The sequence below is a fragment of the Massilia sp. CF038 genome (assembly GCF_900129765.1).
Lineage (GTDB): Bacteria > Pseudomonadota > Gammaproteobacteria > Burkholderiales > Burkholderiaceae_D > Telluria_A.
On record NZ_FQWU01000002.1, the window covers coordinates 1,649,629 to 1,676,377 of the forward strand.

General features: G+C 59.9%; 24 protein-coding genes. 3 read left to right on the forward strand and 21 right to left on the reverse strand.

The genetic code is table 11. The features are described 5' to 3' along the window. Positions 1 to 8: 8 nt before the first annotated feature. From BUC24_RS17815 to BUC24_RS17860, 10 genes are all read right to left on the reverse strand, one after another. Entirely contained in the window at positions 9 to 869 is an 861-nt protein-coding gene (locus BUC24_RS17815) for a type II secretion system F family protein (protein WP_083598978.1), read from the reverse strand. Further along, a complete protein-coding gene (locus BUC24_RS17820; RefSeq protein WP_073219185.1) occupies positions 862 to 2,625 on the reverse strand; it encodes a TadA family conjugal transfer-associated ATPase in 1,764 nt (587 codons plus the stop codon). Before BUC24_RS17820 ends, BUC24_RS17815 begins: the two co-directional genes overlap by 8 nt. Before the next feature lie 3 nt (positions 2,626 to 2,628). Then, positions 2,629 to 3,963: a type II and III secretion system protein family protein gene (locus BUC24_RS17825; protein ID WP_143167558.1), complete on the reverse strand. Its 1,335-nt coding sequence runs from the start codon at positions 3,961 to 3,963 to the stop codon at positions 2,629 to 2,631. Positions 3,964 to 3,978: 15 nt separating this feature from the next. Continuing rightward, positions 3,979 to 5,019, reverse strand: coding sequence for a Flp pilus assembly protein CpaB (gene cpaB, locus BUC24_RS17830; protein WP_083598979.1), 1,041 nt, complete (start codon positions 5,017 to 5,019; stop codon positions 3,979 to 3,981). A 22-nt stretch (positions 5,020 to 5,041) separates the two neighbouring features. Beyond that, positions 5,042 to 5,254, reverse strand: a complete 213-nt coding sequence (locus tag BUC24_RS17835; protein WP_073219193.1) for a hypothetical protein — start codon at positions 5,252 to 5,254, stop codon at positions 5,042 to 5,044. Positions 5,255 to 5,269: 15 nt separating this feature from the next. After that, positions 5,270 to 5,923 (reverse strand): hypothetical protein, encoded by a 654-nt coding sequence (locus tag BUC24_RS17840; RefSeq protein ID WP_073219196.1) that lies wholly within the window; start codon positions 5,921 to 5,923, stop codon positions 5,270 to 5,272. Then, a complete protein-coding gene (locus tag BUC24_RS17845) occupies positions 5,923 to 6,744 on the reverse strand; it encodes a TadE/TadG family type IV pilus assembly protein (RefSeq protein ID WP_073219199.1) in 822 nt (273 codons plus the stop codon). The genes BUC24_RS17840 and BUC24_RS17845 overlap by 1 nt, the downstream gene beginning before the upstream one ends. After that, positions 6,741 to 7,502: a hypothetical protein gene (locus BUC24_RS17850; protein WP_073219202.1), complete on the reverse strand. Its 762-nt coding sequence runs from the start codon at positions 7,500 to 7,502 to the stop codon at positions 6,741 to 6,743. Before BUC24_RS17850 ends, BUC24_RS17845 begins: the two co-directional genes overlap by 4 nt. 16 nt (positions 7,503 to 7,518) lie before the next feature. Beyond that, positions 7,519 to 8,922, reverse strand: a complete 1,404-nt coding sequence (locus tag BUC24_RS17855) for a pilus assembly protein TadG-related protein (protein WP_083598980.1) — start codon at positions 8,920 to 8,922, stop codon at positions 7,519 to 7,521. Positions 8,923 to 9,012: 90 nt separating this feature from the next. Next, complete coding sequence (locus tag BUC24_RS17860) at positions 9,013 to 9,279, reverse strand: Flp family type IVb pilin (RefSeq protein WP_073219207.1); 267 nt, start codon at positions 9,277 to 9,279, stop codon at positions 9,013 to 9,015. 1,391 nt (positions 9,280 to 10,670) lie between these two features. On the opposite strand from BUC24_RS17860, the gene BUC24_RS17865 reads away from it, so the two are divergent. Together BUC24_RS17865 and BUC24_RS17870 are read left to right on the forward strand one after the other, a co-directional pair. Beyond that, complete coding sequence (locus BUC24_RS17865) at positions 10,671 to 11,564, forward strand: OmpA family protein (RefSeq protein ID WP_178372565.1); 894 nt, start codon at positions 10,671 to 10,673, stop codon at positions 11,562 to 11,564. Between the two features lie 83 nt (positions 11,565 to 11,647). Continuing rightward, complete coding sequence (locus tag BUC24_RS17870; protein WP_073219213.1) at positions 11,648 to 12,052, forward strand: hypothetical protein; 405 nt, start codon at positions 11,648 to 11,650, stop codon at positions 12,050 to 12,052. Between the two features lie 132 nt (positions 12,053 to 12,184). Here the strand turns inward: BUC24_RS17870 and secA are convergent, their stop codons facing one another. Continuing rightward, complete coding sequence (gene secA / locus BUC24_RS17875; protein ID WP_073219216.1) at positions 12,185 to 14,941, reverse strand: preprotein translocase subunit SecA; 2,757 nt, start codon at positions 14,939 to 14,941, stop codon at positions 12,185 to 12,187. A 271-nt stretch (positions 14,942 to 15,212) separates the two neighbouring features. On the opposite strand from secA, the gene BUC24_RS17880 reads away from it, so the two are divergent. Next, the gene (locus tag BUC24_RS17880; RefSeq protein ID WP_073220299.1) at positions 15,213 to 15,683 is read left to right on the forward strand and encodes a DciA family protein; all 471 of its coding nucleotides are present in this window, start codon (positions 15,213 to 15,215) and stop codon (positions 15,681 to 15,683) included. A gap of 19 nt (positions 15,684 to 15,702) precedes the next feature. On the opposite strand, the gene lpxC is transcribed toward BUC24_RS17880, so the two are convergent. The 10 genes from lpxC to BUC24_RS17930 form a co-directional block, all read right to left on the reverse strand. Then, positions 15,703 to 16,638 carry a UDP-3-O-acyl-N-acetylglucosamine deacetylase gene (gene lpxC, locus BUC24_RS17885; RefSeq protein WP_073219219.1) on the reverse strand — a complete coding sequence of 312 codons (936 nt, stop codon included), beginning with the start codon at positions 16,636 to 16,638 and terminating at the stop codon, positions 15,703 to 15,705. Between the two features lie 69 nt (positions 16,639 to 16,707). After that, the gene (locus BUC24_RS17890) at positions 16,708 to 17,586 is read right to left on the reverse strand and encodes a DMT family transporter (RefSeq protein ID WP_229448277.1); all 879 of its coding nucleotides are present in this window, start codon (positions 17,584 to 17,586) and stop codon (positions 16,708 to 16,710) included. 67 nt (positions 17,587 to 17,653) lie between these two features. After that, positions 17,654 to 18,160, reverse strand: coding sequence for a peroxiredoxin (locus tag BUC24_RS17895; RefSeq protein WP_073219222.1), 507 nt, complete (start codon positions 18,158 to 18,160; stop codon positions 17,654 to 17,656). Positions 18,161 to 18,266: 106 nt separating this feature from the next. Then, the gene (locus BUC24_RS17900; RefSeq protein ID WP_143167559.1) at positions 18,267 to 18,668 is read right to left on the reverse strand and encodes a hypothetical protein; all 402 of its coding nucleotides are present in this window, start codon (positions 18,666 to 18,668) and stop codon (positions 18,267 to 18,269) included. Positions 18,669 to 18,739: 71 nt separating this feature from the next. Further along, complete coding sequence (locus tag BUC24_RS17905) at positions 18,740 to 21,496, reverse strand: TonB-dependent receptor domain-containing protein (protein ID WP_073219228.1); 2,757 nt, start codon at positions 21,494 to 21,496, stop codon at positions 18,740 to 18,742. Between the two features lie 323 nt (positions 21,497 to 21,819). Then, entirely contained in the window at positions 21,820 to 22,320 is a 501-nt protein-coding gene (locus tag BUC24_RS17910; RefSeq protein WP_073219231.1) for a hypothetical protein, read from the reverse strand. Between the two features lie 80 nt (positions 22,321 to 22,400). Then, positions 22,401 to 23,615 (reverse strand): cell division protein FtsZ, encoded by a 1,215-nt coding sequence (gene ftsZ, locus BUC24_RS17915; RefSeq protein WP_073219233.1) that lies wholly within the window; start codon positions 23,613 to 23,615, stop codon positions 22,401 to 22,403. A 97-nt stretch (positions 23,616 to 23,712) separates the two neighbouring features. Beyond that, positions 23,713 to 24,945: a cell division protein FtsA gene (ftsA, locus tag BUC24_RS17920; RefSeq protein WP_073219237.1), complete on the reverse strand. Its 1,233-nt coding sequence runs from the start codon at positions 24,943 to 24,945 to the stop codon at positions 23,713 to 23,715. Further along, on the reverse strand, positions 24,942 to 25,781 hold the full coding sequence (locus BUC24_RS17925; protein ID WP_073219239.1) for a cell division protein FtsQ/DivIB: 840 nt from the start codon (positions 25,779 to 25,781) through the stop codon (positions 24,942 to 24,944). Before BUC24_RS17925 ends, ftsA begins: the two co-directional genes overlap by 4 nt. Continuing rightward, on the reverse strand, positions 25,781 to 26,749 hold the full coding sequence (locus BUC24_RS17930; RefSeq protein WP_073219242.1) for a D-alanine--D-alanine ligase: 969 nt from the start codon (positions 26,747 to 26,749) through the stop codon (positions 25,781 to 25,783). Before BUC24_RS17930 ends, BUC24_RS17925 begins: the two co-directional genes overlap by 1 nt.

The window sequence follows — 26,749 nt, forward strand, 5'->3', positions numbered from 1 at the left end:
GTCGTTCCTTAGACGTCAATGCGGACGATTTTCCGGATCAGCACAAAACCGATCAATTCGAGCACGAAGATCAGCAGCAGCACGCCATACCCCATCCAGGTGTTGAATAGCGGCGCCATCGCCTCCGGCTCCATTTCGTTAAGCACCAGCATCAGAAACAGCGGCAGGCAGCCAACGATGATGCCCTGCAGCTTGCCTTGCGACGTCAGCGCTTCGATCTTGTCTTCCATGGCCAGCTTGCGGCGCATGGTTTCAGCCAGGCGTTCCAGCGACTCGGTCAAATTGCCACCCACTTCGCGCGCGATGCGCACACTGGTGGTAAACATCGTGTATTCCATGGAACTGATGCGCCCTTCCAGCTCGATCAATGCCTCGTCCAGCGACACGCCCATGCGCAGCTTGCGCACCAGCAGGGAAAACTCCTGGATCGACGGTGCCGGCAACTGTTCGCCCAGCAGGCCCAGAGCTTGTTGCAAACTCATCCCTGAGCGCAGCGCACCCACCAGCGAGTCCAGCGTGTCGGGCAATTGCCGGATCAACGTCTTGCGGCGCTTGGCCTTGAGCCGGTTGTGCACCAGGCGCGGGCCGATCAGGCAGACCGCCGCGCCGAGTATGGCCGCGAGCAAGTTGCCAGTGATAATCAGCAGTACGATCGGGACAATCAGCGTGGCGGCGATACTGATCTTCGTCAGGCTGCGCGCATCCATGAAAATGAACATTTCCGACAGCTTGAGACTGGTCGTATCGAGCACTTTTTCCTGATACGAGGCGGCAAAGCGCCGTCCCAGCGCCCACATGGCGATCACGCTCAGGACCGCGCTGACGGCAAAGGTCAGCGCGATCAGGTTGGAAATGAGCATGTCATCCATTGAGGACCTGCTTCACGCCGCTGCGTTCGCCATCATCATTGACACCGAACACTTTAAGGTCGAGGTCCACACCGTAGGAACGCAACTCTTCATAGAAAGTAGGAACGTTGCCACACGGGACGAACTGTCCGCGAATCTTGCCGTTCTCATAGAAGCCGAGACGCTGGAAGCGGTAAATTTCCTGCATCTGGATCACGCCCCGCTCCATGCCGGTGATTTCGGTGATGCTGGTGACCTTGCGGGTACCGCAGGCAAAGCGGGTTTGCTGCACGATGATTTGCACGGCCGAGGCGACCTGTTCCCGAATCGCCATGATGGGCAAGTCCATCCCGCCCATCATCACCATCACTTCCAGACGCGAGAGCATGTCGCGCGGCGAGTTGGCGTGGGCAGTGGTGAGCGAGCCATCGTGGCCGGTATTCATCGCTTGCAGCATGTCAAGCGCTTCGCCGCCGCGGCACTCGCCAACCACGATCCGGTCCGGACGCATCCGCAGTGCATTCTTGACCAGTTCACGAATCGTGACCGAGCCACGGCCCTCGACGTTGGCCGGCCGCGCTTCCAGCGTCACCAGGTTGTCGTGATAGAGCTTGAGCTCGGCCGCATCTTCGATCGTGACGATGCGCTCGTACGGCGGAATCAGATTGGAAATGATGTTGAGCAAGGTGGTCTTGCCGGACCCGGTACCACCGGAGATGACAATGTTCTTCTTCTGCTCGACGCAGGTCTTGAGGAAGTCGACCATGGCATCATCGACCGAGTCGAATTTGACCAGATCGGCCACACCCAGGCGACGCTTGGCAAACTTACGAATCGAAATCGACGGCCCTTTCAGGGCAATCGGCCGGATCACGATATTGACGCGCGAACCATCTTTCAGACGGGCGTCGCACAAGGGCGACGATTCATCGACACGGCGGCCAATCGGCGAGACAATGCGCTCGATTACCCCCATCATCGCCTTTTCACTACTGAAAGCGATGTCAGACCGGCGCGTCTGCCCGTTGCGTTCCACGAAAATATCTTCCGCGCCGTTGACCATGATTTCCGTGACGGAGTCGTCAGCGAGCATGCTTTCCAGCACACCGAGGCCGACCGCTTCATCAAGCACGAACTTGGCCAGTTCAGCGGGATCGGTCTGCTCCGGCAAGGTGACTTTCTGCATCAGCTCCGCAATGAGCTTGCTGGCCACCACGCGCAGTTCGGTGTCGCCCATGCGCGTGACATCCTGGCGCCGCAGATCGAGCGTCTGGATCAGCTCGGCATGCAGGACGGCCGCGTTGCGCGACAAGGCACGCTGTTGATTGCGGGTCTGCTCGCTTAACTGGGTGTTGTGTTCCGGCTCCGGCGCGGGCGCCGGCTTCTTGACGGGCGCGCTGGCCGCTGGCACGGGCAGCGGCGCTGGCACCGCCGGGCTGGTCGGCACGGCGTGCATGCTGGCCCGGGGCGGTTCGACCGGGCGCGCCTGCGCCACACTCTTGACGCGCAGTTGCTGGCCACCGATCATGATGGCATCGTCGGCGCGCAGGGGACCGTAGCGCACGATCCGCTCACCATTGACGAACACCCCGGTCTGGGACGCCAGATCAATGACGCTGGTCAAGCCTTCCTCGTCCACGATCAGGCGCAGTGCGCCCTTGCCAACCGCAGACGGCAACGGAATCACCGACCCGGACTCGGCCCCAAGTACCGTGGTTTTGCTGATCTGGTACTCGGCCAACTGGCCATCGGGACGTTTTGCTTCAATCGTAATCATGGTTTATTCCGTGACAGTCAGCGGCGCAGGACGCTTTGGCAGCAAGCCTTCATCCCGTACACGCTTATCAAATTCATACAGCTTTTGCTTGTTCAGATCTTTGGCGCCAGGGTCCGGATTCGGCGTGGCCTGGACCACGCGCGGCGTAATCACGATGGCCACTTCGCGGGTCGCGCTGACTTTGTTCTTGTTGCGGAACAGGCCGCCGAGCAAAGGAACATCGCCCATGCCTGGGACTTTTTGCACGTCTTTCGATCCCTCGTACGAATACATGCCGCTCAAGACCACCGTTTCGCCATCCTTGGAATTGAATTCGGCGGTCGATTTGCGCTTGAGTATTCCGGGAATGCCCAGCACGGTAACCGAGCGGTCCAGACTGCTGACCTCAACGTCGACCTTGGCATAAATGGCGCCGGAATCGTCGCTGACCGGGGTCACGTCCAGAATCACGCCATACTCCTTGAACTCGACCCGCGTCTGGCCGAAACCGTCTGACACCGGCAGCGGAATTTCGCCACCGGCAACAAAGCGAGCCTTGGAGCCGCTGCGGGTGCTCAGGCTGGGCGCTGCCAGAACCTGCGCCTCACCGTCCTGCACCAGCAGGTTGATGCGCGAGGTGATCAGGGTACTCAGGTTGATGAAGCCCTGCGGTGGCCACAGCTTATTCGGGATCAAAGCACCATCGGTTTGCAGGCGGCTTTGCTCGGGCGATGGCAGATAACGGAAGGTATCGTTCGAGTAGAAGTCGGCAATGGTGCCGGCATGCGGGCCATTGATGTCCGAATCCCAGCGAATGCCCAGGTCACGCGAACCCTTGGTGGTCAGTTCGAGTACTTTGACGTCCAGATAGATCATCTTTTCCCAGCCCACCTTGCCGACGAAGTTGATGACGCTGTCGTCATACATCTTCTGGATCTGCTGCGCGCGTGCCTGGTTGGTATCGCTCACCATGTCACCTTCGAGCACGATCTTGGAGCCGGCGATACGCGCCTTGACGTTTTCCACGCCGCTCAGCAGGCGGTTGATATCGTCCAGCGTCGACTGCAGATTCGCTTCCCGCACCTTGACGGTCATGATTTTCTCGGCGCCGCCCTTGAGCCACAGGTGCAGCGTGGTGGTGCCACCGCCTTCGGCCAGCACCAGCAACTGGTTCTTGGCGACGCTGGAGGCCGAGATGATTTTGCCATTGCCAATGGCAATGCGAGTAGGCGAGACGGGAAGCACGCGCGCTTCGCCGACAAACATTTCGATGGAATTGCTGCTGTCCGGGGCGGCGGCGTGGGCCGGCGCGACCAGCAGCATGAGCAAGCTCAGGGTTGCTGCCAATGCTTTTATCACTTGAATATTCCGTTCTTAAGGCTTGGTTGGAGAAACTGGGCTGGTCCGCGTCGGCGTGGCGCCGGAAGGGATACCGAGCCGGCTTTTAACGTCTTGCGCGCTGGGCGCTGGCGGCGCCGGGGTGGCCGCAGGGCGCGGCAGAATTTCCTTGAGGACCGCGGCCATACTTTCGGCCTCCGGCGTCTTGATCCGGGCGCCACCGGCAGCGCCTGTGCCACCGATGATGGTTTCGATGAAGCGTCCTTGTCCGGCCTGGCGTGGCGCTGATTCGACTTGTTTGAAGGCAGCTTCGTCCAGCACCACGCGGTCCAGCATCTTCTTGTCATCCGGATTGCGCAGCACGGCCGTCAGCGAGCCCAGCTTCTGGGCCAGCAAAATCTGTTCAGCCTGGCGCGGCCCGACATTCAGGGTGATGGTGGAGAACTCGGCGTCGTATTCCTTCTTGCCCCCGCCTTCGGTGGCGATCACACGCTTCTGGGTCGTCTTGCCGGTTGCCATGACCGACACGGCTTGCATGATCAAGCGCACGTGCAGCATGTCCGCCGGTGCCGCCCCGGCCTGCGCAGCGCGGTAGGAATTGGCGGTCGTTCCCGGGCCGGTGTACAGCAGGTCGATCACGTCGCCCGGTACCAGCATGCCCGAAATAGAACTGATTTCATCGACCGGGAAAGTAATGGCGCGCTCGCCGGCCGCAACCGTGGTCGACAGCGCGGCGTGGTCACCACGTTCCAGCGCAGCACGGTCGATCGGATCGCCTGGCTTGAGGGGCACCATCAGTTTTTGTCCCACCACCATGTCAAACGCATCCGGTTCGAGCACGGTACTGCCAAGGTAACGCTCGGGTACGGAACGGACGGCCAGATTGTCGGCAGTGAGCATGCCGCCGGCGGGAATCTCGGCCTTGGCGACCATGATCTTGCGCGTTTTGTATTCGCCGGCCAGCTTGGCTTCGGCACGGCTGAGGGTGGTGCGCAAATAGTAATTGGCGCCGACGAAGCACAGCACGCCCAGCCCGACGGCACCGACCAGCAAGAGGGTATTTTTAGAGATTTTCAAGGGAAGCTACCAGACAGAAAGTTTAAGATACAGAAAGCATGTAGCTATAGCCACGGAAGAAGGCGCGTACGGCCTGCGCCAGATAGTCGGCCAGTGACATGTTATGGGTCAGCGCGGTCGGGATGAACATGACCATGGCCACTGCGGTGGTGACGATCAGGTACTCAATCATCGCCTGGCCAGCTTGCGCGCAGCGCTGCGGCAACAGACGGGAATGACGGTGCAGGGAACGCATGGGAGGATCCTGGAATTAGTTAATAATCGTATTCATCATGAGCAAAGAACCGGCACGCTGCGCAGACAGGGTGGCGTCGAATTGCTCATCGCCGCGGTTGGCGGAAAACACCGCGCCCTTGGCGTTGATATGCAAATGCTGGCGTTGCCAACCCTGGCCGCGCAGGGTGCTTTCCAGCGCATTGACGGTGGCACTGGGCGAACGGCGTGACACGGCAATCACCTGTTGCGACGTCTTACCCTGGTCGCTGGAGTCGACGATCGATACCGCTGTCACATCGGACGGCAGCGCAATTGCCAGCTTGGGTGGGCGGGCCTGCTTGGGCGAGGTCAGCGCCACGAAGCCGTCGGTGGCGGCGCCGCCCGTGCGTACCTGCAAACTGCGGTGCTGCTCGCCGACAGTCTGGTTCAGCACAGTCCAGGTGGAGGCCACGGTGCGCGTGACCATGCCGCTGCGCTTCCATTCGGCTTCGACGGTATCGAGCAATTGCGCCACCGGCACCGTGCTGGAGAACGCACGGATTTCCATGGGCGTCCCATTGACCTTCATGTGTTCGCCGACCGGCTGCAGGTGCAGACTGTCAGGGGTATCCTGCCAACCCGCGTGTGCCAGCGGCGCCGCCAATGCCAGGGCTGCGGCAGCGCCGCGCCAGAAATAACGGGCGGCCATCAGAAGCACCCGTTCCGTTCGTTATAAGCGGGCAACACGCGCCCACCCTGGACCCGATCGACCGGCACCACATCCGGGCAGATCTCACCGGGATGGAAGTCCCTGAACGCTGGTTCGATGGCGGACAAGACCGCCGTCGCGGGACGCAACACCGTGGTCAGGTTCGACAGCACACCGGCAGCCGAGAAGCTGCGCGTACGCATGGCCACCTGGCGCTGGCCGCTGGCATCCCAGCTGTCGGCCACCACCGTGCTGGTTTCGCTGAGCGTCAGATTGAGTGCGTTCATGGGCGCAGGCATTTTGCTCAAGTTCTGCAATCTGACGCTGACCTGGCTTCCCATCATGCCGCCTGGCGGCAGTCCTTCGCCATTGGTGACCGCGCCCACGCCGCTCGAGACGCCGGTGATGAACTTGGTTGCACCGCCAGCCAGCCTGCCTGGTATGGCGTTGTTGCTGGTGCTAACGGTGACATCGCGCGGCCGGTCGATCAAGCGTTCGTCATCCGCATGGTCGCGCCACACATCGTTTTGCTGGCCCCAGTTGCCATTGGTGGCGACCCGGTCATTGGAGCGATAGGCCTGATCGTTCCAGCTGAACAGACGGGCGCGCATTTGCTCTTCCAGCGCGCGGTCGCTAAACGAGGTGGGGCGCACGGTGCGCTCCCACGCCGCATAGCGTGCCGCTTGAATGGTCGTGGCCTGGATGTCGTGGAATTTCCCCAAGTACCAGATGCCAAGGAAAATCAACACCACCAGACCGGCGATGGCAGCCATTTCAACCATGGCCTGGCCGCGCTGTGCGGCGCCGTAATGCAGCTTCATTTGACGGCCCTCTCAAAGATGGCCGGATCGATGTGCTGACCGACGTTGAGCTTGACCGGCTGGGTGATGAGCAAGGTATTGTGCAGCCCGGTGGCGGCATTGTGCCGCACATTGACCAGCACCGGCTCGCCATCGGCGCGCGCAATCACGCCCTTGGACGGGTCGACAATGCAGCGCTCGCTGCCAATCGGATCGGCTGGACCGGACTCGGCACACTTGACCTGCACCCCGTGGATGGTCTTCGACAGGGTGTAACTGGCCAGCTTCGCCGGGTCGGGCGCTGCCACCATCGCGTCGGCCGGCGGCTCGACGGTCTGGCCCGGCACCGGCGCATTGAGCGACTTCTGCATGCCCTTGTGGACCGCGCTCGCGCTGCGGTCGCTGCCAATGGCGGTGGCACAGCCTTGTTCGGGCGTCAGGCCGCTGTCATCCAGATAGAACGTTTGCACCTGTTCAAAAAACGACTTGCCATCACTGACGTAGGTGGTACGGGTCACCACGAAATCTTCCGGCAAGGTCATGAACGGTTGCACTGGCAGCTTTTTTGTTTCCGCCAGCAGCACGCAGCCATCGTATCGCGAGCGCGACAGCTTGAAAAAGTCGCTCACGGATTCGGGACGCACTTCCGTCACCAGTTCATAACTGGGACTGGCCGGGAGCCGGGTGGTGGGGGCGGCGGCATCACTGTTGCGGCCACAGGCGCTCAACAGTGTTGCCAGCACCACAGCGCAGGTAAGGGACCGGGTGGGCATGGTCATGGTATTCATCCTCAAATCAGCGGCACGAGCCACGGCCAGCGGCAATGGCTGCCACAGGGGTAACGCCCTTCGCTGCGTCAACCGCCAGCCGCACGGTGCGGTCTTCGGTTGCCATCGAGGCGCGCCAGTACGGGTTGAACAAACTGGGGAACTCCCGCCCGCCGCCAACGCGCGGCGCGTTGAACGGGCGCTCGAAGGTGACGCATGATTCGGCCAGGGCAAACACCCCGCCGTCCCTGACGTATTGCGGATCGTGCTCAATGGTGCTGCCGTCAGTGAGGGCCGCCTTGGCCTGGAAATCGCTGTTTGCCGAAGGAATGCTGCCTTCCTTGATCACCACTTCGACCGCGAACGGCAGCATATTGGCGCGCGCATTGCGGGTGTCGAAGTTCTGCACATCACGGTAGTTGGGGAACTGGCCGGTCGTACGCCAGTTCCAGATCTGGTTGGCGCCGGGGCTGCGAATGGCCGCCAGACGGGCGGCGCGGCCGGCAAGATTATTCCAGTCATTGCGGTCGCCATGGCGGCCAATCCGGCTGACGGGATTTTGCGTATTGTAGGCTTGCGCGCCACCCCAGCCCAGGGGGAGGAAATTCTTGCAGCCGCTAAACAAGGTCTGGCCACACAGCATGGCCGAATCCATTGCCTTCCAGGCGTCGTAATCGATCAGGTCAGTACCACCTTGCTTGCGAAAGCCAAATGGCAAAGGCCAGAAATTCGGCGACCAGTCGCGCGCCCGGGTAAAACCGTCGCGCGAATTGAGCACCACATCACGCAGGCGACGGCGGCCATCGTCGCGGCGGTTGATGTTGGGACGGCTGTTGCGGGAGTAGGTTTCGGTCAGGCCGAAGTAGGACACGCCGTTGGCGGTAAACAGCGCTTCGCTGGCGCGCGTGGTTTCGGCGCCGTTACGCTGGGCAATTTCGCGTGCCAGCTCGCGGGCGATGACAGGCGCCGAACCATTGATGACAACTTGTGCTTCGTGCTCTGCCTGGTTCAGGGTGCGAATACCGCTTTCGGCCTGGCTCAGCACTTGCTGCGCGGCGCGGTCGACCTGGTCCATGACGCGCGATACCGCCGTGGTAGCCGTGCCCAGATAGGGGACGAACTGGGCCACTGTATTGATATTCGAGATAAACCGGGCGACATAGTCGATCCACGAACGCAGACTGACCGACTGCGCGATCGTCACTTCGTTGGCGATCATCGCGCGGTTCATGTATGCCTGAAAATTGAGTGTACGCGCTTCCCACACCGCACCACTGTACGCGGCCGCGTCGGCGGCATTCATGGCGCGCATCTTGGCGTTGGTCACCTGGCCCGAGTTAAAGGCGACAAGCGCAATACCAACAATGGCAGCGGTAAAGCCCAGGAACAAGATCAGTGCCTGTCCCTTCATGTTCCTCAAATTTGCACGCATTGCGACACATCCTCCAGAATTCTGCGCAAAAAAAACCGGAGAGGATCTCCGATTTTTTTTGCTCAAGCGATCAAACCACTACAGCGTCGATCACAGACCCGATTTGTCTTCGAAGTCTTTCAGACCTTTGGTCTGAGCGCGCTCGTTCGAGTGGGTGCCGCCGTCCTTAGCCAGGGTACGTGCATCGCCGCTCTTCTGACCGGCCAGCGACGAAGCTGCTACCGAGGTCTGACCGCGGATGACGTCACCGAAAGCCTGGTACACGCCGATTGCTGCAACAGCGATCAGGGCAACGATGATGATGTATTCGGTCATGCCTTGACCGAGTTGACGACTACGCAGAGCGATTTTATTCATAAGAATCTCCAGATGAAAAGGTTAAACATTCGATAAGAGGCCAAGCGAATGAATATTAACGAAGCGCAGTGGTGGTTGGCAAGATAATTTTGTATTTATTTTAAGATAGATGTCCGATTAATATTGCATTTAGATGAAAGATTTCCATGTGGCACTTAAGATTAAAAAGCTGGATTCGGCCTCTTCTCCCTATGAGCGCACCGGCTTGGAGAATAAAAAAACATTGTTATTATTTCTTATCGGAAATTAAAGTCGACAGGCAGACACTTTGTATAGAAATTGTAGAAAGTGTCGCATAGGATTCTGGGAAGTAACATTGTGGGGAAAGTCCTACACATTTCGGGACGATCGTGAACGAAACGACAGAAAAAGTTCATTCTTCTTCATGAATGCCGAATTTCAGAAGAATATTCTGTAATGGCGGGATGTTTCCAAGGATAAATTCCTACATTATCTCGGCAAGTTGGCAGCGCGTTCGCTGCTACACCTCGTACCGTTCCGACGCGGGCGCACTTTTTGCAAATTTGTCCACTTCGTGGATCCGCAATTGGTGCAAGCGCATCCGGCGTGGCCTTGGCTACCCATTTTTATGCCGAATTCGGCGAACCCTATTTTCGGCGGCGTGCCAGATTATATTTACAGGATCAGAAATATTATTTACACGCACAGATTAAACTCTTGAATCAATCAAAATCAGAATAAAGAATTCGGCCGGAATTTTGCGCGGCGCTTTTGAAATAAAATTATGTGACGGAGCGGTGCTTAGTGAATATCGGCATCGTTCCGATTAATCAATTAAGAAATAATAAAATATTAACTTTTATAAAAACGCGGGGACAAGATGCAGCACCGACAGCAGCGTCGCTCGCCCTGGCTTCGCCCTGCGGATGGGTGGGATAGCAGTGCCGGATGTGGGCCGGAGACGAAGTGGCCGCGCGGCCACACGCACCGCAGCCGCAGCAATCGGGCAACACCGCGCACAATTTCAAGATCTTCCGTCGACCGATTTCGTCGAAATTTGCATAAAACGTCGGGGGAAGTTAATTATTGACTTGAAATTGCGTAAACATTAACTTTAAATCAATTCTATATGCACAGAGTATGCGTTCGAACAATGCACCATGAATAAACGAACTCCATAGCCGTCAAACAAGTGTTGATAATTTGCGCCTTGACTCGGCGGCGATCGAAAATATAGCGACCCTTCGAACCTATCGGAAACTACATTGCAATGGAGCAATTTGTAACATCTTCCCCAGGGAAGAACGGTCGAACTGGCCCACTGTTGTATATAATTTCACGCAAATCCCATCACTTTCTTTCTCGCGGCCAACATGATCCGATCTTCTATCTCACTACTTGTCTTGTTGTTCAGTTTGGCCCAGCTGGTCATGCTTCAACCAGCTACCGCCCAGGCCACTGCAGTTGACATAGAGCGCTTGCCGGTCACGACCACGGCGGTGCCTGCCTTCCCTTATATCGACTACCCGAGCGCGGTGAACAAGGCTTTGCGCCGCACCAGCGAATCGGCGTTCCAGTCAGTCGGGGTGATCGTTGGGGACAAGATTCGCACTGTGGAAGGTCGTCGGCAAACCAGCAATTTCGATCTGGTCGACGCCAAGCTGTCGCAAGAACTCGCGCATCGTGACTACGACAAGGCGATACGGGCGCTGGGCGCGGTGAAAGTCAACAGCGTTACCCCGCAAGACCCACGCATTCTGGCAGCCAATGGAAACGACCCCTCGGCCGTCAAGAGCAAGTTGCTGTCGGTTGCACGCGCCAGCTACGATGCGTACGTCGTGCGCACACCGACAGCGCGCGCCTGGATTGTGCTGATGGTCACAGACCGCGAAGTCACACTGCTCGCCATCGAGGAAAAGAATGTCGAAGCGGCGGTTGCGCTTGTGAATGCCGGCACGATGAAATCCGAACTCGACACCAAGGGACGGGTCGCGCTTTACATTAATTTCGACACCGACAAGGCCAGCGTGCGCCCCGACGCACAGGCAACAATCGATCAGATCGTTCTGCTGCTGAAACAAGAGCCAAACCTCAAGCTGTCGATCGAGGGGCACACCGATAACACTGGCGATGCCAAGCGCAATCGCCAGCTGTCGACCTCGCGTGCCCAGGCTGTCGCCAGCGCGTTGCAGCAGGCTGGCATTGGCGCCGCGCGCCTGAGCGCGGTCGGGTATGGTGCCGATAAACCGCTGGGCAGCAATAACGACGAAGCAGGCCGCGCCAAGAACCGCCGCGTTGAGCTGGTCAAGGTCACCAAAGGCTGAGACCAGCGGCTTTTTCCCAAGCGTCGCGCTGACCATCTGATCCAGGCGAGGCGCACTTCCCCATCCACACGTTGAAAGCTCACATGACCATTTACCGCACCGCTTTATTATCCATGTTGTTGATCAGCATAGGCGCTAGCGCCGCTCCCGGTGGCATCATCCCCAACGGAACCATGACCACCAAGGAGGAGAAGAAGGACATGCTGGTGCGCTTCGAGCGTGCGGCGGTGGCCAGCGTGGTCAGCGAAGAAAAGGCAGATGGACTGGTTGGCTATACATCCGAGTTCGGTGGCAGCCCCAAAACCGTTTTTATTGCGTTTGACGACTCCGTGCCGGAAGACAAGTTATTTTCACTGATGAATTTTCAGGGAAAGCTACATGGCGCCGTGCAGTGCAAGCGGGTACGCCTTGGCAATAGCCCGCAATTCCCGGCAGCCCAACTGGGCGTTGTAGCCGAGCAATGCCAGATCAAATCGCTTAACCATTGATCTGCAGGGTAGATCCAGGCCAGGGAACGCTTGCCTAGGGCTGGGCTGGCCTGGCCGCTCTATCACCAGAGCACGTTTCCATTCCCATAAAAAAAAGCGGAACCGAAGTTCCGCTTTTTTGTTACCGGCTGTTTAAGCCAGCTTGCCGTGGCAAGCCTTGAACTTCTTGCCGCTACCACAAGGGCATGGATCGTTGCGGCCCACCTTCGAGGCCAGCTCTTCGTCAGTCGCCTGACGGAAGCCGGCGCCAGGCGCCAGCAACTCTTCTGGCGCCGCTTCCGGATTGAAGTCCGCATGCTGATAGCTGACGTTTTCCACGTGCGACTGCTGTAGTTTCGCTTCGGCCGCGTCGATCTCTTCGCGCGTCTGGATGCGTACCGTCATGACCATGCGAATGACTTCATTCTTGATCTGGTCCAGCATGGCGCCAAACAGTTCAAACGCTTCGCGCTTGTACTCCTGCTTTGGATTCTTTTGCGCGTAGCCGCGCAGGTGGATACCCTGACGCAGGTGGTCCAGCGCGGCCAGGTGTTCACGCCAGTGGCTGTCGACGCTTTGCAGCATCACATTGCGCTCGAAGCCGCCAAAGGCTTCCTTGCCCACGATCTCGACCTTGGCGCTATACGCCGTTTCGGCCACGGCCAGCACCTTGTCGACGATATCGTCATCGGTCAGGTTGGCGTCGGCCGCCATGGCAGCTGCCAGTGGCACGTCGAGCTGCCATTCCGAGGCCAGTACTGCCTGCAGGGCCGGGATGTCCCACTGCTCTTCCACTGATTCGGCCGGCACGTAAGTGCGCACCACGTCGTGGAACACACCAGCGCGCAGGGAGGCGATCAGTTCCGAAATGTCGGTCGTTTCGAGAAGCTCGTTACGCTGGGTGTAGATCACCTTGCGCTGGTCGTTGGCCACGTCATCGTATTCGAGCAGCTGTTTGCGGATGTCGAAGTTGCGCGCTTCGACCTTGCGCTGGGCTGATTCGATGGAGCGCGACACGATACCCGCTTCAATCGGTTCGCCTTCCGGCATCTTCAGGCGGTCCATGATGGCGCGCACGCGGTCGCCGGCGAAAATGCGCAGCAGCGCGTCGTCCAGCGACAGGTAGAAGCGCGACGAACCCGGGTCGCCCTGACGGCCGGAACGGCCGCGCAACTGGTTGTCGACCCGGCGCGATTCGTGGCGCTCGGTACCGATGATGTGCAGACCGCCGGCATTGACCACGTGCTCGTTGAGCGACTTCCACTCCGAGCGCAGCTTGGCGGCCATCTTGTCTTTTTCCGCCTGCGGCAGATCGGGATTGGCTTCAATGATCTGGATCTGCTTTTCGACGTTGCCGCCCAAAACAATGTCGGTACCACGGCCGGCCATGTTGGTGGCAATGGTGATCATCTTAGGACGGCCGGCCTGGGCGATGATTTCCGCCTCGCGCGCGTGCTGCTTGGCGTTGAGCACATTGTGTTCAAGCTTGGCCTTGTCCAGGATCGAGGACAGCAATTCCGAATTCTCGATCGAGGTGGTGCCCACCAATACGGGCTGGCCGCGCTGGTAGCAGTCGCGGATGTCGATCAGCATGGCGTTGTACTTCTCGGCCGACGATTTGTAGACCTGGTCCTGGCGGTCCTTGCGCTGCGACGGGCGGTTCGGTGGAATGACCACCGTCTCCAGACCGTAGATTTCCTGGAATTCGTAGGCTTCGGTGTCGGCGGTACCGGTCATGCCGGACAGCTTGCTGTACATGCGGAAGTAGTTCTGGAACGTGATCGAGGCCAGGGTCTGGTTCTCGTTCTGGATCTTGACGCCCTCTTTCGCTTCCACGGCCTGGTGCAAGCCGTCGGACCAGCGCCGGCCCGTCATCAGGCGGCCCGTGAATTCGTCAACGATGACCACTTCGCCGTTCTGCACCACGTAGTGCTGGTCCTTGTGGTACAGCGCATGCGCGCGCAGCGCCGCGTACAGGTGGTGAATCAGGGTGATGTTGGCCGAGTCGTACAGCGACGCGCCTTCCGGCAGCAGACCCATTTTGGTGAGGATGGCTTCGGCGTTTTCGTGACCGGCTTCGGTCAGCAGCACGCTGTGCGCCTTTTCATCCTTGGTGTAGTCGCCCGGTACCGAGATCACGCCCTTGCCGTCTGGCGTTTCTTCGCCGATCTGCAGGGTCAGCATCTTCGGCACTTCATTTATCTTGTAATACAGATCGGTATGGTTCTCGGCCTGGCCCGAAATAATCAGGGGCGTACGCGCTTCATCGATCAGGATCGAGTCGACTTCATCGACCACGGCAAAGCTGAGGGTGCGCTGCACGCGTTCGCGCGCTTCGTACACCATGTTGTCGCGCAGGTAGTCGAAACCGAATTCGTTGTTGGTGCCGTAGGTGATGTCGGCGGCGTACGCAGCCTGCTTGACGTCATGGTCCATCTGCGACAGGTTCACGCCCGTGCTCAGGCCCAGCCAGCCGTACAGGCGGCCCATCCAGTCAGCATCGCGCTGCGCCAGGTAATCGTTGACGGTAATGACGTGCACACCCTTGCCAGCCAGCGCATTGAGGTAGGTAGGCAGGGTTGCCATCAGGGTCTTGCCCTCGCCCGTACCCATTTCAGCGATTTTGCCGTAATGCAGAACCATGCCGCCAATCATTTGGACGTCGAAGTGGCGCATCTTGAGCACGCGCTTGGCAGCTTCGCGGCAGACCGCAAACGCTTCCGGCAGCAGGGCGTCGAGTGTCTCGCCCTGGGCCAGGCGCGCCTTGAATTCAGGGGTCTTCGCCTGGAGTTCGGCGTCGGACAGCTTTTCGATCTGCGGTTCAAGGGCGCTGATGTCGCGCACCGTCTTTTGATATTGCTTGAGCAGCCGCTGGTTGCGGCTACCGAAAATCTGGGTCAGTAATGACATGCTTGAATTCTTGAAAAAAAGCCGCAAAAAGAAGCCGAGGTGTTATTAAAATACTACCAACCTGCGACCGACTATGGCAAAAAGACTGTGATTTTATCATGCGAACCCTGCCCAATTGGGGATTCCGCGCGCGATAACAAGGGGCAAGGGGGTTGGCAGAGTGTTACAGATCGTATCGATGGCAAAAATACAACACCTTGAGACAGCGCTCGCGCCGGGTGGGCCTGTGTTACTCTGGCGCCCTCAAGCATTCATCCGCACCACCACCTTCATGCATATCTACGGCACCAAGAACCGCACCACCTCATTCGAGGCGACGGACTTCCTGAAGCGCAACGACAAAATGGCCGCGCTGCTGCCTGCTGCCATGCGCATGGCCAGTTTGCAGAAAGATTGCGCCGACGCCCTGCCGCCCATGTTCGGCCAGTGCGATGTGCTGTCGTTCGAGCAGGGGCAGCTGGTGCTGGCCGTCCCCAGTTCGGCCATGGCCGCCAAGCTGAAACAGCAATTACCCAAACTGCAATTCGCCTTGCACAAGCGCGGCTGGCAGATTGACGGGATCAAATTGAAGGTGCAAGTCACGCGCAGTCTGCCACCAGTGGTGCAGATGCGCACCCTGGTGCTGCCCGACACCGCCGTGGACGCCTTCGACAGCCTGGGCGACACGCTGGCGCCGACCGCCCAGAACGCCAGTTTGATCGCTGCCCTGAAAGCCATGGCAGCCAAGCGCCGCCCGCGCTAAAGCAGGCGCGCCGCGAAACTTAAGTGAGTGCCCACTCGCGCGCCATCTGCCGCACATACGACGCTGGCGCTGTCGCTTCCTGTTCGAACGCGACAATCTCGTAAGCGCTCGGGTCTTTCAGCAATTCCAGCAGCAGCAGATTATTCAAGCCGTGGCCGGACTTGTGCGCCTCGTAGCTGGCCAGCAGCGGATGGCCAATCAGGTACAGGTCGCCGATGGCGTCGAGAATCTTGTGGCGCACGAATTCATCTTCATAGCGCAAGCCGTCCGAATTGAGGATGCGGTACTCGTCCATCACGATCGCATTTTCCAGCGAGCCGCCGCGTGCCAGGCCCATGCCGCGCAAGCTTTCCACGTCCTGCATGAAGCCGAAGGTGCGCGCACGCGCCACTTCGTGCACATACGAGACATCGCCAAAATCGACGGTGGCGCGCTGGGTGGTGCCATCGACGGCGGGATGATTGAATTCGATGAAGAAGTCGAGCTTGAAGCCGTCGTGGGGCGACAGACGCGCCCACTTTTCATTGTTGCCCGTGCCCTGGCGGATTTCGACCGGCTTGAGCACGCGAATGAATTTTTTGGCTGCCTCCTGCTCCTGCACGCCAGCCTGCTGCAGCAAGAACACGAAGGACGAGGCCGATCCATCCATGATGGGAATTTCTTCAGCCGACACATCCACATACAAGTTGTCGATGCCCAGGCCGGCGCAAGCGGACATCAGGTGTTCGACCGTGGACACGCGCGCGCCGTCGGCAATCAGCACCGACGCCATGCGGGTGTCGCCCACCACGCCCGCGCTGGCCGGGAACTCGACCACGGGATCGAGGTCGACGCGGCGAAACACGATGCCGGTATCGGGCGCGGCCGGGCGCAAGGTCAGCACGACCTTGGTACCGGAGTGCAAGCCCACCCCGGTGGTGCGCACTTCCTGTTTGAGTGTTCTTTGTTTGAGCATCTGTTGATTATAGCGAACTTGAAACGGCCCTGCCGACTGGCATTGCTTGTTGACAATTTCACCAAACGGTCAGGGATGCTCGGCGTTGGCGTGGTCGTGTTCGTGGCGAATCAGGTAAATGCCGCTGCCAATGATGATGGCCGCGCCAATCAGGGTGTAGTGGTCGGGCAGCGTTTGCCACAGCAGCCAGTCCAGGCCCACGCCCCAGGCCAGCGCCGTGTATTCCAGCGGCGCCACGCTGGACGGCTCGCCGCGGCTGAACGCTTCGGTAATGGCCAGCTGACCTAGAAAGCCGGTGACCGCCAGCGCGCACAGCAGGGGTGCATCGGCCATGCCCACGTTCACCCAGTTCGGGGCGGCCAGGCCGGAAGCGCCCACCGAAATGAGCAGCATCAGCCACAGCACCACGTGTTCGCTGCGGTCGGTGCGCCCCAGCACCCGGGCCGTGATGGCCGAGACGGCATAACAGGCCGCCGCCCCCAGAATGGCCAGTCCGCCCAGCGTCAGCATGCCGGCGCCGGTCGGGCGCAGCACCACCACCACGCCAGCCAGGCCGACCACGATCGCGGTCCAGCGCGCGGCGTTGACGCGCTCTTTTAAAAACAGCACCGACAGCGCCGTGATCAGGGCCGGGGCGATAAAAAAGATCGAATAGGCTTCGGCCAGCGAGAGCGCGCGGATACCGAAAGCGAACAGCGCCAGCATGGCGATCCCCAGCGCCCCGCGCAACAGCTGCAGGTCCCAGCGCACCTGCAGCATGGAGCCGAGGGCGCCGCGCCATGCTACGTACAGCAGCACCAGCGGCAAGGAAGTCAATGCGCGCAGGGCGGCCACCTGCATTGCCGGGTAGCGCGCGCTGAGCAGCTTCATGACGGTGTCCATCAGCGAAAACAGCGCCACTGCGATCAGCATCGCGTAGATGGCGCGCAGCTTGCCAGGTGCTTTCATGCGTTTACCTTTTTCACGAACAAAAACGGCGCCCACGGCGCCGTTTGTCACTTCGACCGGGTGGCGATCAGCCCAGTTGCTTGAGCAGGGTTTCTGCGTTCGAGACTTCGAAGCCGCCGCCCTGTTCCACGTTGAGCTGCTTGACCACGCCGTCTTCAACCAGCAGCGAGTAACGCTGCGAGCGCGTGCCCATGCCGTACTTGGAGAAGTCCGCGTCCAGGCCCAGTGCCTTGCTGTAGGCGGCATTACCGTCTGCCATCATGCGGATGGTGCCGGTGGCTTTCTGATCGCGGCCCCAGGCGCCCATGACGAAGGCGTCATTGACCGAGATGCACCAGATTTCGTCGACGCCCTTGGCTTTCAGGTCGGCAGCGTGCTTGACGTAACCTGGCACGTGCTGGGCCGAGCAGGTCGGGGTGTAGGCGCCTGGCAGGCCGAAGATCGCGATCTTCTTGCCCTTGACCAGATCAGCGACCTGGAAGGTGTTGGGGCCGAGCGAGCAGCCTTCGGTTTCGGTCTCGATGAATTCCGAGAGGGTGCCTTCTGGCAGGCGGTCGCCGATTTTAATTGTCATTCGCGGGCTCCTAGATGTGAGGTGAATTGAGGGGAACAAGGCAGCAAGTATGCCTGAAATGGCTGGTTCATGCAGACCATGCCACGCCCCGGCCTGCATGCATGGGTCAGGCGTCGATCTGCACGGGCGGTGCGCGCCAGGCCAGGCCAAGCGCGAGGCGTGCCTCCTCCTGGCTCAGGTGTTTGAAAAACGGCGGGTCGACGCCATTGGCGATCAAGTAAAAATATTCTCCGGTCTCGTTGCGGGCGTAGCGTTCGATCCCCGTGAGCTTGTTGCGGCCTTCATGCGTGGTACTGCGCACGCTGTCCTGTACCACGGTGGCCCTGCTGCCGTCGAAGCAGCGCAGCGGGTCAGGATCGTCAACCTGCAGGGCCTGGAACTGGCGTTCGATCTGCGCGAAAAAGTCGCGCTCGCGCTGGCGCCTGGCGCGAATCATCCATGGCAGACGCACCAGCCAGACCACGGCCAGTACCGCCACGACCATAATCAAACCTCGTCCGTCTCGCATGCGATTGTCCCGTCTTGAACGAAAAAAAACCGGGGCAAGCCCCGGTTCCTGATACTACGCTGTTCCGATGATTAGAACTTGTAGCTGGTGTTGACGTACATGGTACGGCCCATCGTGTCAGCATAACGTGGATCGTAGCCGACCTGGTGGCCAGACGACGTACGCAGCGACATTGGCGGTTCCTTGTCGGTCAGGTTCTTGACGCCGAAACGCACGTCCCAAGCCTTGGTGATCAGGTATTTGCCCTGGTAGTCGATGGTAGTGTACGAAGGCACCTTCAGACGGATCGCCTGTACCGTGTTGGCCTTGTCAGCCACGCTGTACGGGTTCGCTGCTGCATCGGTGTAGCCGTTGCGGTAGTTGACGCTGAACGAGTTGACCAGGTTGCCGCTGTCGAGCGATGGCGTGATGCGGACGATATTGCGGAACGACACGGCGTCATTGATGCCGTAGAAGTTCATGCTGTTGGTCCACTCGTTATCGGTACCTGGCTTGGTGTACGAGCTTTTCAGCAGGTAGGTACCGTTGGCGTTGATGGCCAGCTTACCGAACGAATACTTCTCGCTGACGGTCAGATCCCAGTCGATGCCGCGGTTATGCGAACGGCCGATATTGATTGGCGCGCGCAGGAAGGCCCAGGTCTGCAGACCGGTGGCAGGGTTGGTGAAGGTCGAGAACAGTTGACGGAACTTGACCGGATCGGCAAACGCCTGGATTTCGCTGACAGCCGACACCTGGTTGGTCATCTTCACATCCCACAGATCGGCACCGAAGGTGACGTTCTGCGATGCGTCGATACGGAAGCCCATGGTGAACTGCTTGGATTTCTCCGGGCTCAGTTCTTCATTGCCGCCGCTGTAGACGTTGTACTGCTCTTTGCCAGCGCGGCACAGTGCGACGTTTTCGGCCGCCAGTGCTGGTGGGCAGGTGTACGAACCGGAAGTGAAGCCGGCAGCAACAACCGGGCTGGCGATCGAACCCTGGTCAGCCACGCGGAAGCCGGTGCCGTACGAGGCGCGCAGCAGGACCGACTGGATCGGGGTGTAGCGAGCGCTCAGTTTGTAGGTCGAAGCGGACTGCGAATTACCTACTTCGCGGTGCGTGATGTCATCCTTGATCTTCGAGTACTTGTCGTAGCGGCCGGCCACCGACATTTCCAGATTCGACAGCACTGGCATGCTCAACTCGGCAAAGACGCCGGTCGAATCACGGGTGTAGTCGTTTTCTGCCGGTGCGCTGAAGGCGTAGATCGTGCCATCCTTGGCGGCGGTGCTGGCTTTTTGTACCTGCTGCAGTTCGCGGTATTCCGCGCCCAGGCCGATCTGGCTCATGCCGCCAGGCAGAGCAAACACTTCACGCGACGCGTGCGCGTCGATGCCCTTCATTTCCGACGAGGCGGTGCGGATCGAACCTTTGAACAGCGAATCGTTGATCAGCTGTTTGGTTGCATCCGACTGGCCGCCAGTGGCGAACGGATCGAAGGTGCGGTTGGTGAGCATCGAGCGGAACTCGGTGTTCTTCATGTAGCCGCCAACATAGCGCTCGTCGATCTCGTATTTCGACAAGGTCAGCGCAGTGTTGTAGTCCCAACCCATGGCGCTGCCTTCGATACCGGCCACCAGGTGCTTGACGTCGGTGATGGTCTGGCTGTCGCGGGTGCCGAAGTCAACGGCGCGATAGCGTGCGGTAGCGCTGCTGGCAGCGGCAGCTTGTGCTGGCGTCAGGTAAGGCAGCACGTACTGGTTGTACAGCGTCGAGCCAACTGGAATGGTGACGTCGACCGGGTTCGATGCAATCCGTGCGGTCAGGTCAAAGCGGCCCAGCGACAGATCGGCAAACGCGGTGGTGTCGGCGCCCAGCTTGAAGCGGCCCGACGCATAGGCGGTGTCGCGCTTCGATTCAGGCACGATTTCCACTTGCGCTGCGAAGTCGAACGAGCAGTACTGGGTGGCTGCCGTGTTGGACAGGTACAGGAAGTTCAGGTCCGCGCACTTGTTGTTGGCTTTGAAGTAAGGATTGAAGCCGTTGGCAGTGACGCCGCTGCCTGCCTTGTAGGTCATCGCGACGTTCGCTGGCGAGGTCGAGACCGAAGTGCGGTCGTAGATGTAGTCACGGCCTTCGAAGCTGAACGGGATGTAAGCGCTCTGACCGAAGCGGCGCTGTGGTGCCTTGAGCTGCTTCTGGTCGTCGTGGCGGTAAGTCACGAGGAAGTTGTAGCCGTTCGTTTCCAGGTCGCCCACGCCATAGGTGGCGGTGAAGTTCGAGCTGCCGCCGCCATCGTGCGACGGATGGGTCACGCCAGCGTCCAGGGTCACGCCCTGGTAGTTCTTTTTCAGGATGAAGTTGATGACACCGGCGATTGCGTCGGCGCCGTACAACGCGGAGGCGCCGTCGGTCAGCACTTCGACGCGCTCAATGGCGCTCATCGGAATCGAATTCAGGTTGACGGCGCTGCCGCTGTCCTGCAACGGCGCCATGCGGCGGCCGTTGAGCAGAACCAGGGTGTAGCTGCTGCCCAGATCGTGGATCGAAGCGGTGGTGCGGCCGCCCGAGTTGGTGCCGGCGGCGATTGCTTCAATCGTGAAGCCCTGCATGGCTGGCAGCTTCTGAATCACGTCGGCCACGGTGGTGGCACCGGTGCGCGCGATGGTTTCCTTGGAAATGACTTGAACCGGCAGCGCGCCTTCCTTGACGATGCGCTTGATGCTGGAACCGGTAATTTCCACGCGCTGGATCGCTTCTTGTGCAACAGACTGACCCGCAGCCAAGGCAGCCAGCAGGCCGATAGCCATACGGACCGAACGTACCCCAATTTTCTCTTTGAACATCTTGTTATCTCTTTACGATAGTAGTGGACGGATGTTTTCTGCAGCTATGCATTTGTTGCATTTCTTTCTGCAAAGGGCATTATGTGTGTACGTATGGAAATTTCCAATCTACAAAAGATGCCATTTTTGAATAGCGCGCAAAACGATGAAACATTTTGTTACATGTGGCTTGTTCAATATAAACGCTGGGTAAGTACAGTATTTACCTGCGTTTAATTGGGAACATTTTGCAACACCTTTGTCTTTCGTATAAGTCGGCCCTGCCGACTGGCACAAAAAAAGCCACCCCGTCAGGGTGGCTTGTCAGGAGGCAAGATTCGGACTCAGGCAGGCAGCGCGCGCTGCAGGTCGGTGCCCAGCGCAGCGCGGCGCAAACGTCGACGCCGCACCAGGTATTGCAGCGCATTGCTGGTGTCGTACATCAACTGATAATGGTAATAATTGATGTGTTCCAGCATGGCAAACACCAGGATGGCGAGCGGCCAGGCATAGGTCGTGCGCCAGCCGTGGATGCCGATCTGCGCGCCGAAGGCGGCGCCCGCCGCAGCCAGGACGCACTGATTGGACAGCTTGAAGGTGCGGAACAGCTTGCCGAACCAGGCTGGCAGCGTGTTTCCATCGTCGAGCGCACGCAGTTTCAAATGCCAATACAAGGCGCCCTGCATCAGCAGGTAACTGACCGCCCCCAGCGCGACGATGCCCAGTGTCCAATCCACCTGTCCGGGCGCGCTCGACCAGTACCAGCAGAACACGAGCGGCAGCAGCAAGGCCATCGCGGCCTCCACATTGCGCAGATAGATGAAGCGCTGTTTTAGTTTATGCATGGCGTCAATCGGGGCGAAGTTCAAAAAAAGCCCCCGGACAGACGCGCTGTGCGGGGGCGATCGACAAGCTTGCGTGACGCTTAGTCGGCTTGCTTGCGCAGGAAAGCAGGAATGTCGTAGGTTTCCACGCCATTGCGCTGCATTGCCTGGACCTGCTCCGAGGCTTGTTCACGGCGCCATACGGCTGGCTGCTTCATGCCGTCCAGGCCATGGCCACCCATTGCTGCGCTGCCGCCCATCGATACGCCCTGGGTGGTGGCCATGCCGGCTGCGCCAGCTGCCATCATCGGACCATTGTGGGTGCCGGTGCGCAGCATCGGGGTTTGTACCAGCTGCATGGCCTTCTTGGTCTTGCCCAGGCCGGTTGCCACCACGGTGACGCGGATGTCGTCGCCCATGTTGTCGTCGTACGCGATACCCTGGGCAATCGAGGCGTCAGGCGCGGCAAAGGCGCGCACGGCCGCCATGACTTCCTTGATCTCTTTACCTTTCAAGCCACGGCTGGCGGTCACGTTGACCAGCACGCCGCGCGCGCCCGACAGATCGATCCCGTCCAGCAGTGGCGAGGCCACTGCCTGCTCGGCGGCGATGCGTGCGCGGTCCACGCCCGAAGCGGTGGCCGTGCCCATCATGGCCTTGCCCTGCTCGCCCATGATGGTCTTCACGTCATTGAAGTCGACGTTGATGTGGCCTGGCACGTTGATGATCTCGGCAATACCGGCAACGGCATTGTTGAGCACATCATCGGCGTGCTTCATCCAGTCGATCATCGATTCGTCTTCGTAGATCTCTTCCAGCTTTTCGTTGAGGATGATGATCAGCGAGTCGACGTGCTGGGACAGTTCTTCCAGGCCGGTTTCGGCGATGTCCATGCACTTTTGGCCTTCGTACGAGAACGGCTTCGAGACCACGGCCACGGTCAGCGCGCCCATGCCCTTGGCGATTTCCGCCACGATCGGAGCTGCACCGGTGCCGGTGCCGCCGCCCATGCCGGCTGCAATGAAGACCATGTGCGCGCCGCGCAGCGAGTCTTCGATGCGGGCACGCGATTCTTCGGCCAGCTGGCGGCCGACGGTGGGCTTCATGCCGGCGCCAAGGCCGGATTCGCCGATCTGAATGATGTTGTGGGCCGACGAATTCGCCAGCGCCTGCGCATCGGTGTTTGCTGCGATGAACTCAACGCCGGACACGCCTTTGTTGATCATGTGTTGAACCGCATTGCCACCTGCACCGCCGACGCCGACGACTTTGATGACGGTTCCGAGTGCTGCATTATCGACCATATCAAACTCCATGATGAACTCCTAATCAAAGTGCGGTTTCCAAGCGCCAGGACTCATAGTGGTATGAAACCTGGAGATTGAAAACTGCGGTTAAATGTAAAAAGATTGTTTAAAAATTGCCCAAGAACCATTCCTTCATGCGCTGCCACACCGCCTTTACCGAGCCATCCTGCCTTGTCACGATGTGGCCCCGCAAATACTGTTTTTTCGCTTCCAGCAGCAGACCGAGCACAGTCGCGTAACGCGGACTGCGCACGACGTCGGCTAACTGGCCGCGATAGTCCGGCGTGCCCAGGCGCGCCGGCTTCAAGAAAATATCTTCTGCCATTTCAACCATGCCCGGCATGATCGCGGTGCCGCCCGTGAGCACGATGCCCGACGAAAGCACGCCCTCGTAGCCGGACTCGCGCACCACCTGGTGCACCATCGCGAACAACTCTTCCACGCGCGGTTCGATCACGGCGGCCAGCGCCTGGCGTGACAGATTGCGCGGTCCGCGGTCGCCCAGGCCTGGCACTTCCAGTGACTCGTGCGGGTCGGCCAGCACCTGCTTGGCCACGCCGTAGCGGATCTTGATTTCTTCCGCTTCCGAGGTGGGCGTGCGCAGCGCCATGGCGATGTCATTGGTGATCTGGTCACCGGCAATGGGAATGACCGCCGTGTGGCGAATTGCGCCGTCCGAGAACACGGCAATGTCGGTGGTGCCGCCGCCAATGTCGATCAGCACCACGCCCAGTTCCTTTTCGTCGGCAGTCAGCACCGCGTCGGCCGAGGCCATCGGCTGCAAAATCAGGTCCGACACTTCCAGGCCGCAGCGGCGCACGCACTTGACGATGTTCTGCACCGCCGACACGGCGCCGGTCACGATGTGCACCCGCACCTCGAGGCGGATGCCGCTCATGCCGATCGGCTCGCGCACGTCTTCCTGGCTGTCGACGATGAATTCCTGCGGCACCGTGTGCAGCAGCTGCTGGTCGGTCGGGATGTTGACGGCCTTGGCGGTCTCGATCACGCGCGCCACATCGGTGGCCGTGACTTCCTTGTCCTTGATGGCCACCATCCCGCTCGAATTGAAGGAACGGATATGGCTGCCCGCGATGCCGGCGTAGACGTTACGGATCTTGCAGTCGGCCATCAGCTCGGCTTCTTCCAGCGCGCGCTGGATCGATTCCACCGTTGCCTCGATGTTGACCACGACGCCCTTCTTGAGTCCTCGCGACTCGTGCTGACCGAGCCCGATGACTTCGTGCCGGCCATCGGACATCACTTCGGCCACGACCGCCACCACTTTCGAGGTGCCGATGTCGAGTCCGACGATCAGGTTTTTCGCGTCTTTAGTCATTGCGTTCCGCCTACAGGTTTCTTGGTTCTGCCGCTGGTTGAATTAACTGCCTTTTTTACTGCCGCCTTCACAGGCTTGTTCGCATCACCCGGCACCGTCAGGCCGGCGGCGGTAAGCGCCAAGCCATTCGGATACCGCATGTCGACCGTCTTGATACCATCCGGGAGCAGGCGCGCCAGCTGCGGATAGATATTCACCAGGCGGTCCACCCGCGTCTTCAGTGTCGTCTTGTCCGCTTCGCGTCCCAGCGCCACACTCATCCCGTTATCGAGTTCGACGGTCCACGCATAGCGGCTCGACAGACTCAATTTCTCCGGCGCCAACCGCAGCGGCGCAAACCACGCCCGCAATTCGGCAAACCGCGCCAGTACTTCTTTCTCGCTGCCTTCCGGCCCGCCCAGTTCAGGCAAGGCATGTTCTTCATCCGCCTCGGCCAGGTTGGCGGTGAACACATCGCCCTTGACCGACAGCAGCCGTCCATCTTCACCCCAGGTGCCGAGGGGCTCATGCTCCTCGACTTCCACAATCAGCTGGTCAGGCCATTCGCGCCTGACCGTAGCCCGCCTGACCCAGGGCACCGACTCGAAAGCGGTGCGCACCTGCTCCAGATTGGCCGTGAAAAAATTGCCCTTGATGCGTCCGACCACCCCTGCGCGCAGGGTCAGCTTGTTCACATGCTTGAGCTCCATCCCGTACATGCTGTCGACAGTCACCGTGCGCAGGGTGAACATCGGGCGCTGCGAAACCCACCACACGCCCGATGCGATCAATGCCAGCACCACAGCGGCCACCAGGCCACTGGCGCTTGCATTCAAAGCTCGAACGTCATGCCACATTACTTCGCTACTTCCTGTCCCTTGGCCATTTTCAGACGTGCGGACGACAAAATCTCCACGCACAGATCTTCATAGCTGATTCCCATTGCCCGCGCCGCCATTGGCACCAGCGAGTGGCCCGTCATGCCTGGCGAGGCGTTGACCTCGATCAGGAATGGCTTGTTGTCGCTCGCGCGCAGCAGGAAGTCGACCCGTCCCCAGCCTTCGCAATCGAGGGCGCGGTACGCTTCCACTGCCAGACGCGCCATTTCCCCTGCCGTCGCTTCGTCCAGCACCGCCGGGCAGAAGTACTTCACGTCGTCGGTGAAGTACTTGTTCTGGTAATCGTAGTTCCCGCCTGGCGCGACGATCTCAACGATCGGCAAAGCACGCGCGTTGACACCCTTGCCCAGCACGGCCACGGTAAACTCGCGGCCGGTCACAAACTCTTCTGCCAGCACCACATCGTCGAAGCCGGCGGCAATGTCGTACGCCGCCTTCAGGTCACCGGCGGCGCTGACCTTGGTGATGCCGATGGTCGAGCCTTCGTGCGGCGGCTTGACGATCAGCGGCAAGCCCAGTTCTGCCACCACGGCGGCCAGGTCAGTGCTGCCGGTAATCGAGGTGTAGCGCGGCGTCGGCAAACCTTTTTGCAGCCAGATCAACTTGGTGAAGATCTTGTCCATGCCGATCGCGCATGCCATCACGCCGCTGCCGGTGTAGGGAATGCCAAGCTGCTCGAGCGCGCCTTGCAGGCTGCCGTCTTCGCCAAAGCGGCCATGCAGCGCAATGAACACGCGGTCGAATTTTTCGGCTGCCAGTTCGGCAATGCTGCGCTGGCCCGGGTCGAAGGCGTGGGCGTCCACCCCTTTCGATTTCAAGGCCGCCAGCACACCCGTGCCCGACATGATCGAGACGTCGCGTTCGGCGGAGCGGCCGCCAAACAGGACGCCGACCTTGCCGAGTTGTGCAGGATTGAATGCGCTCAC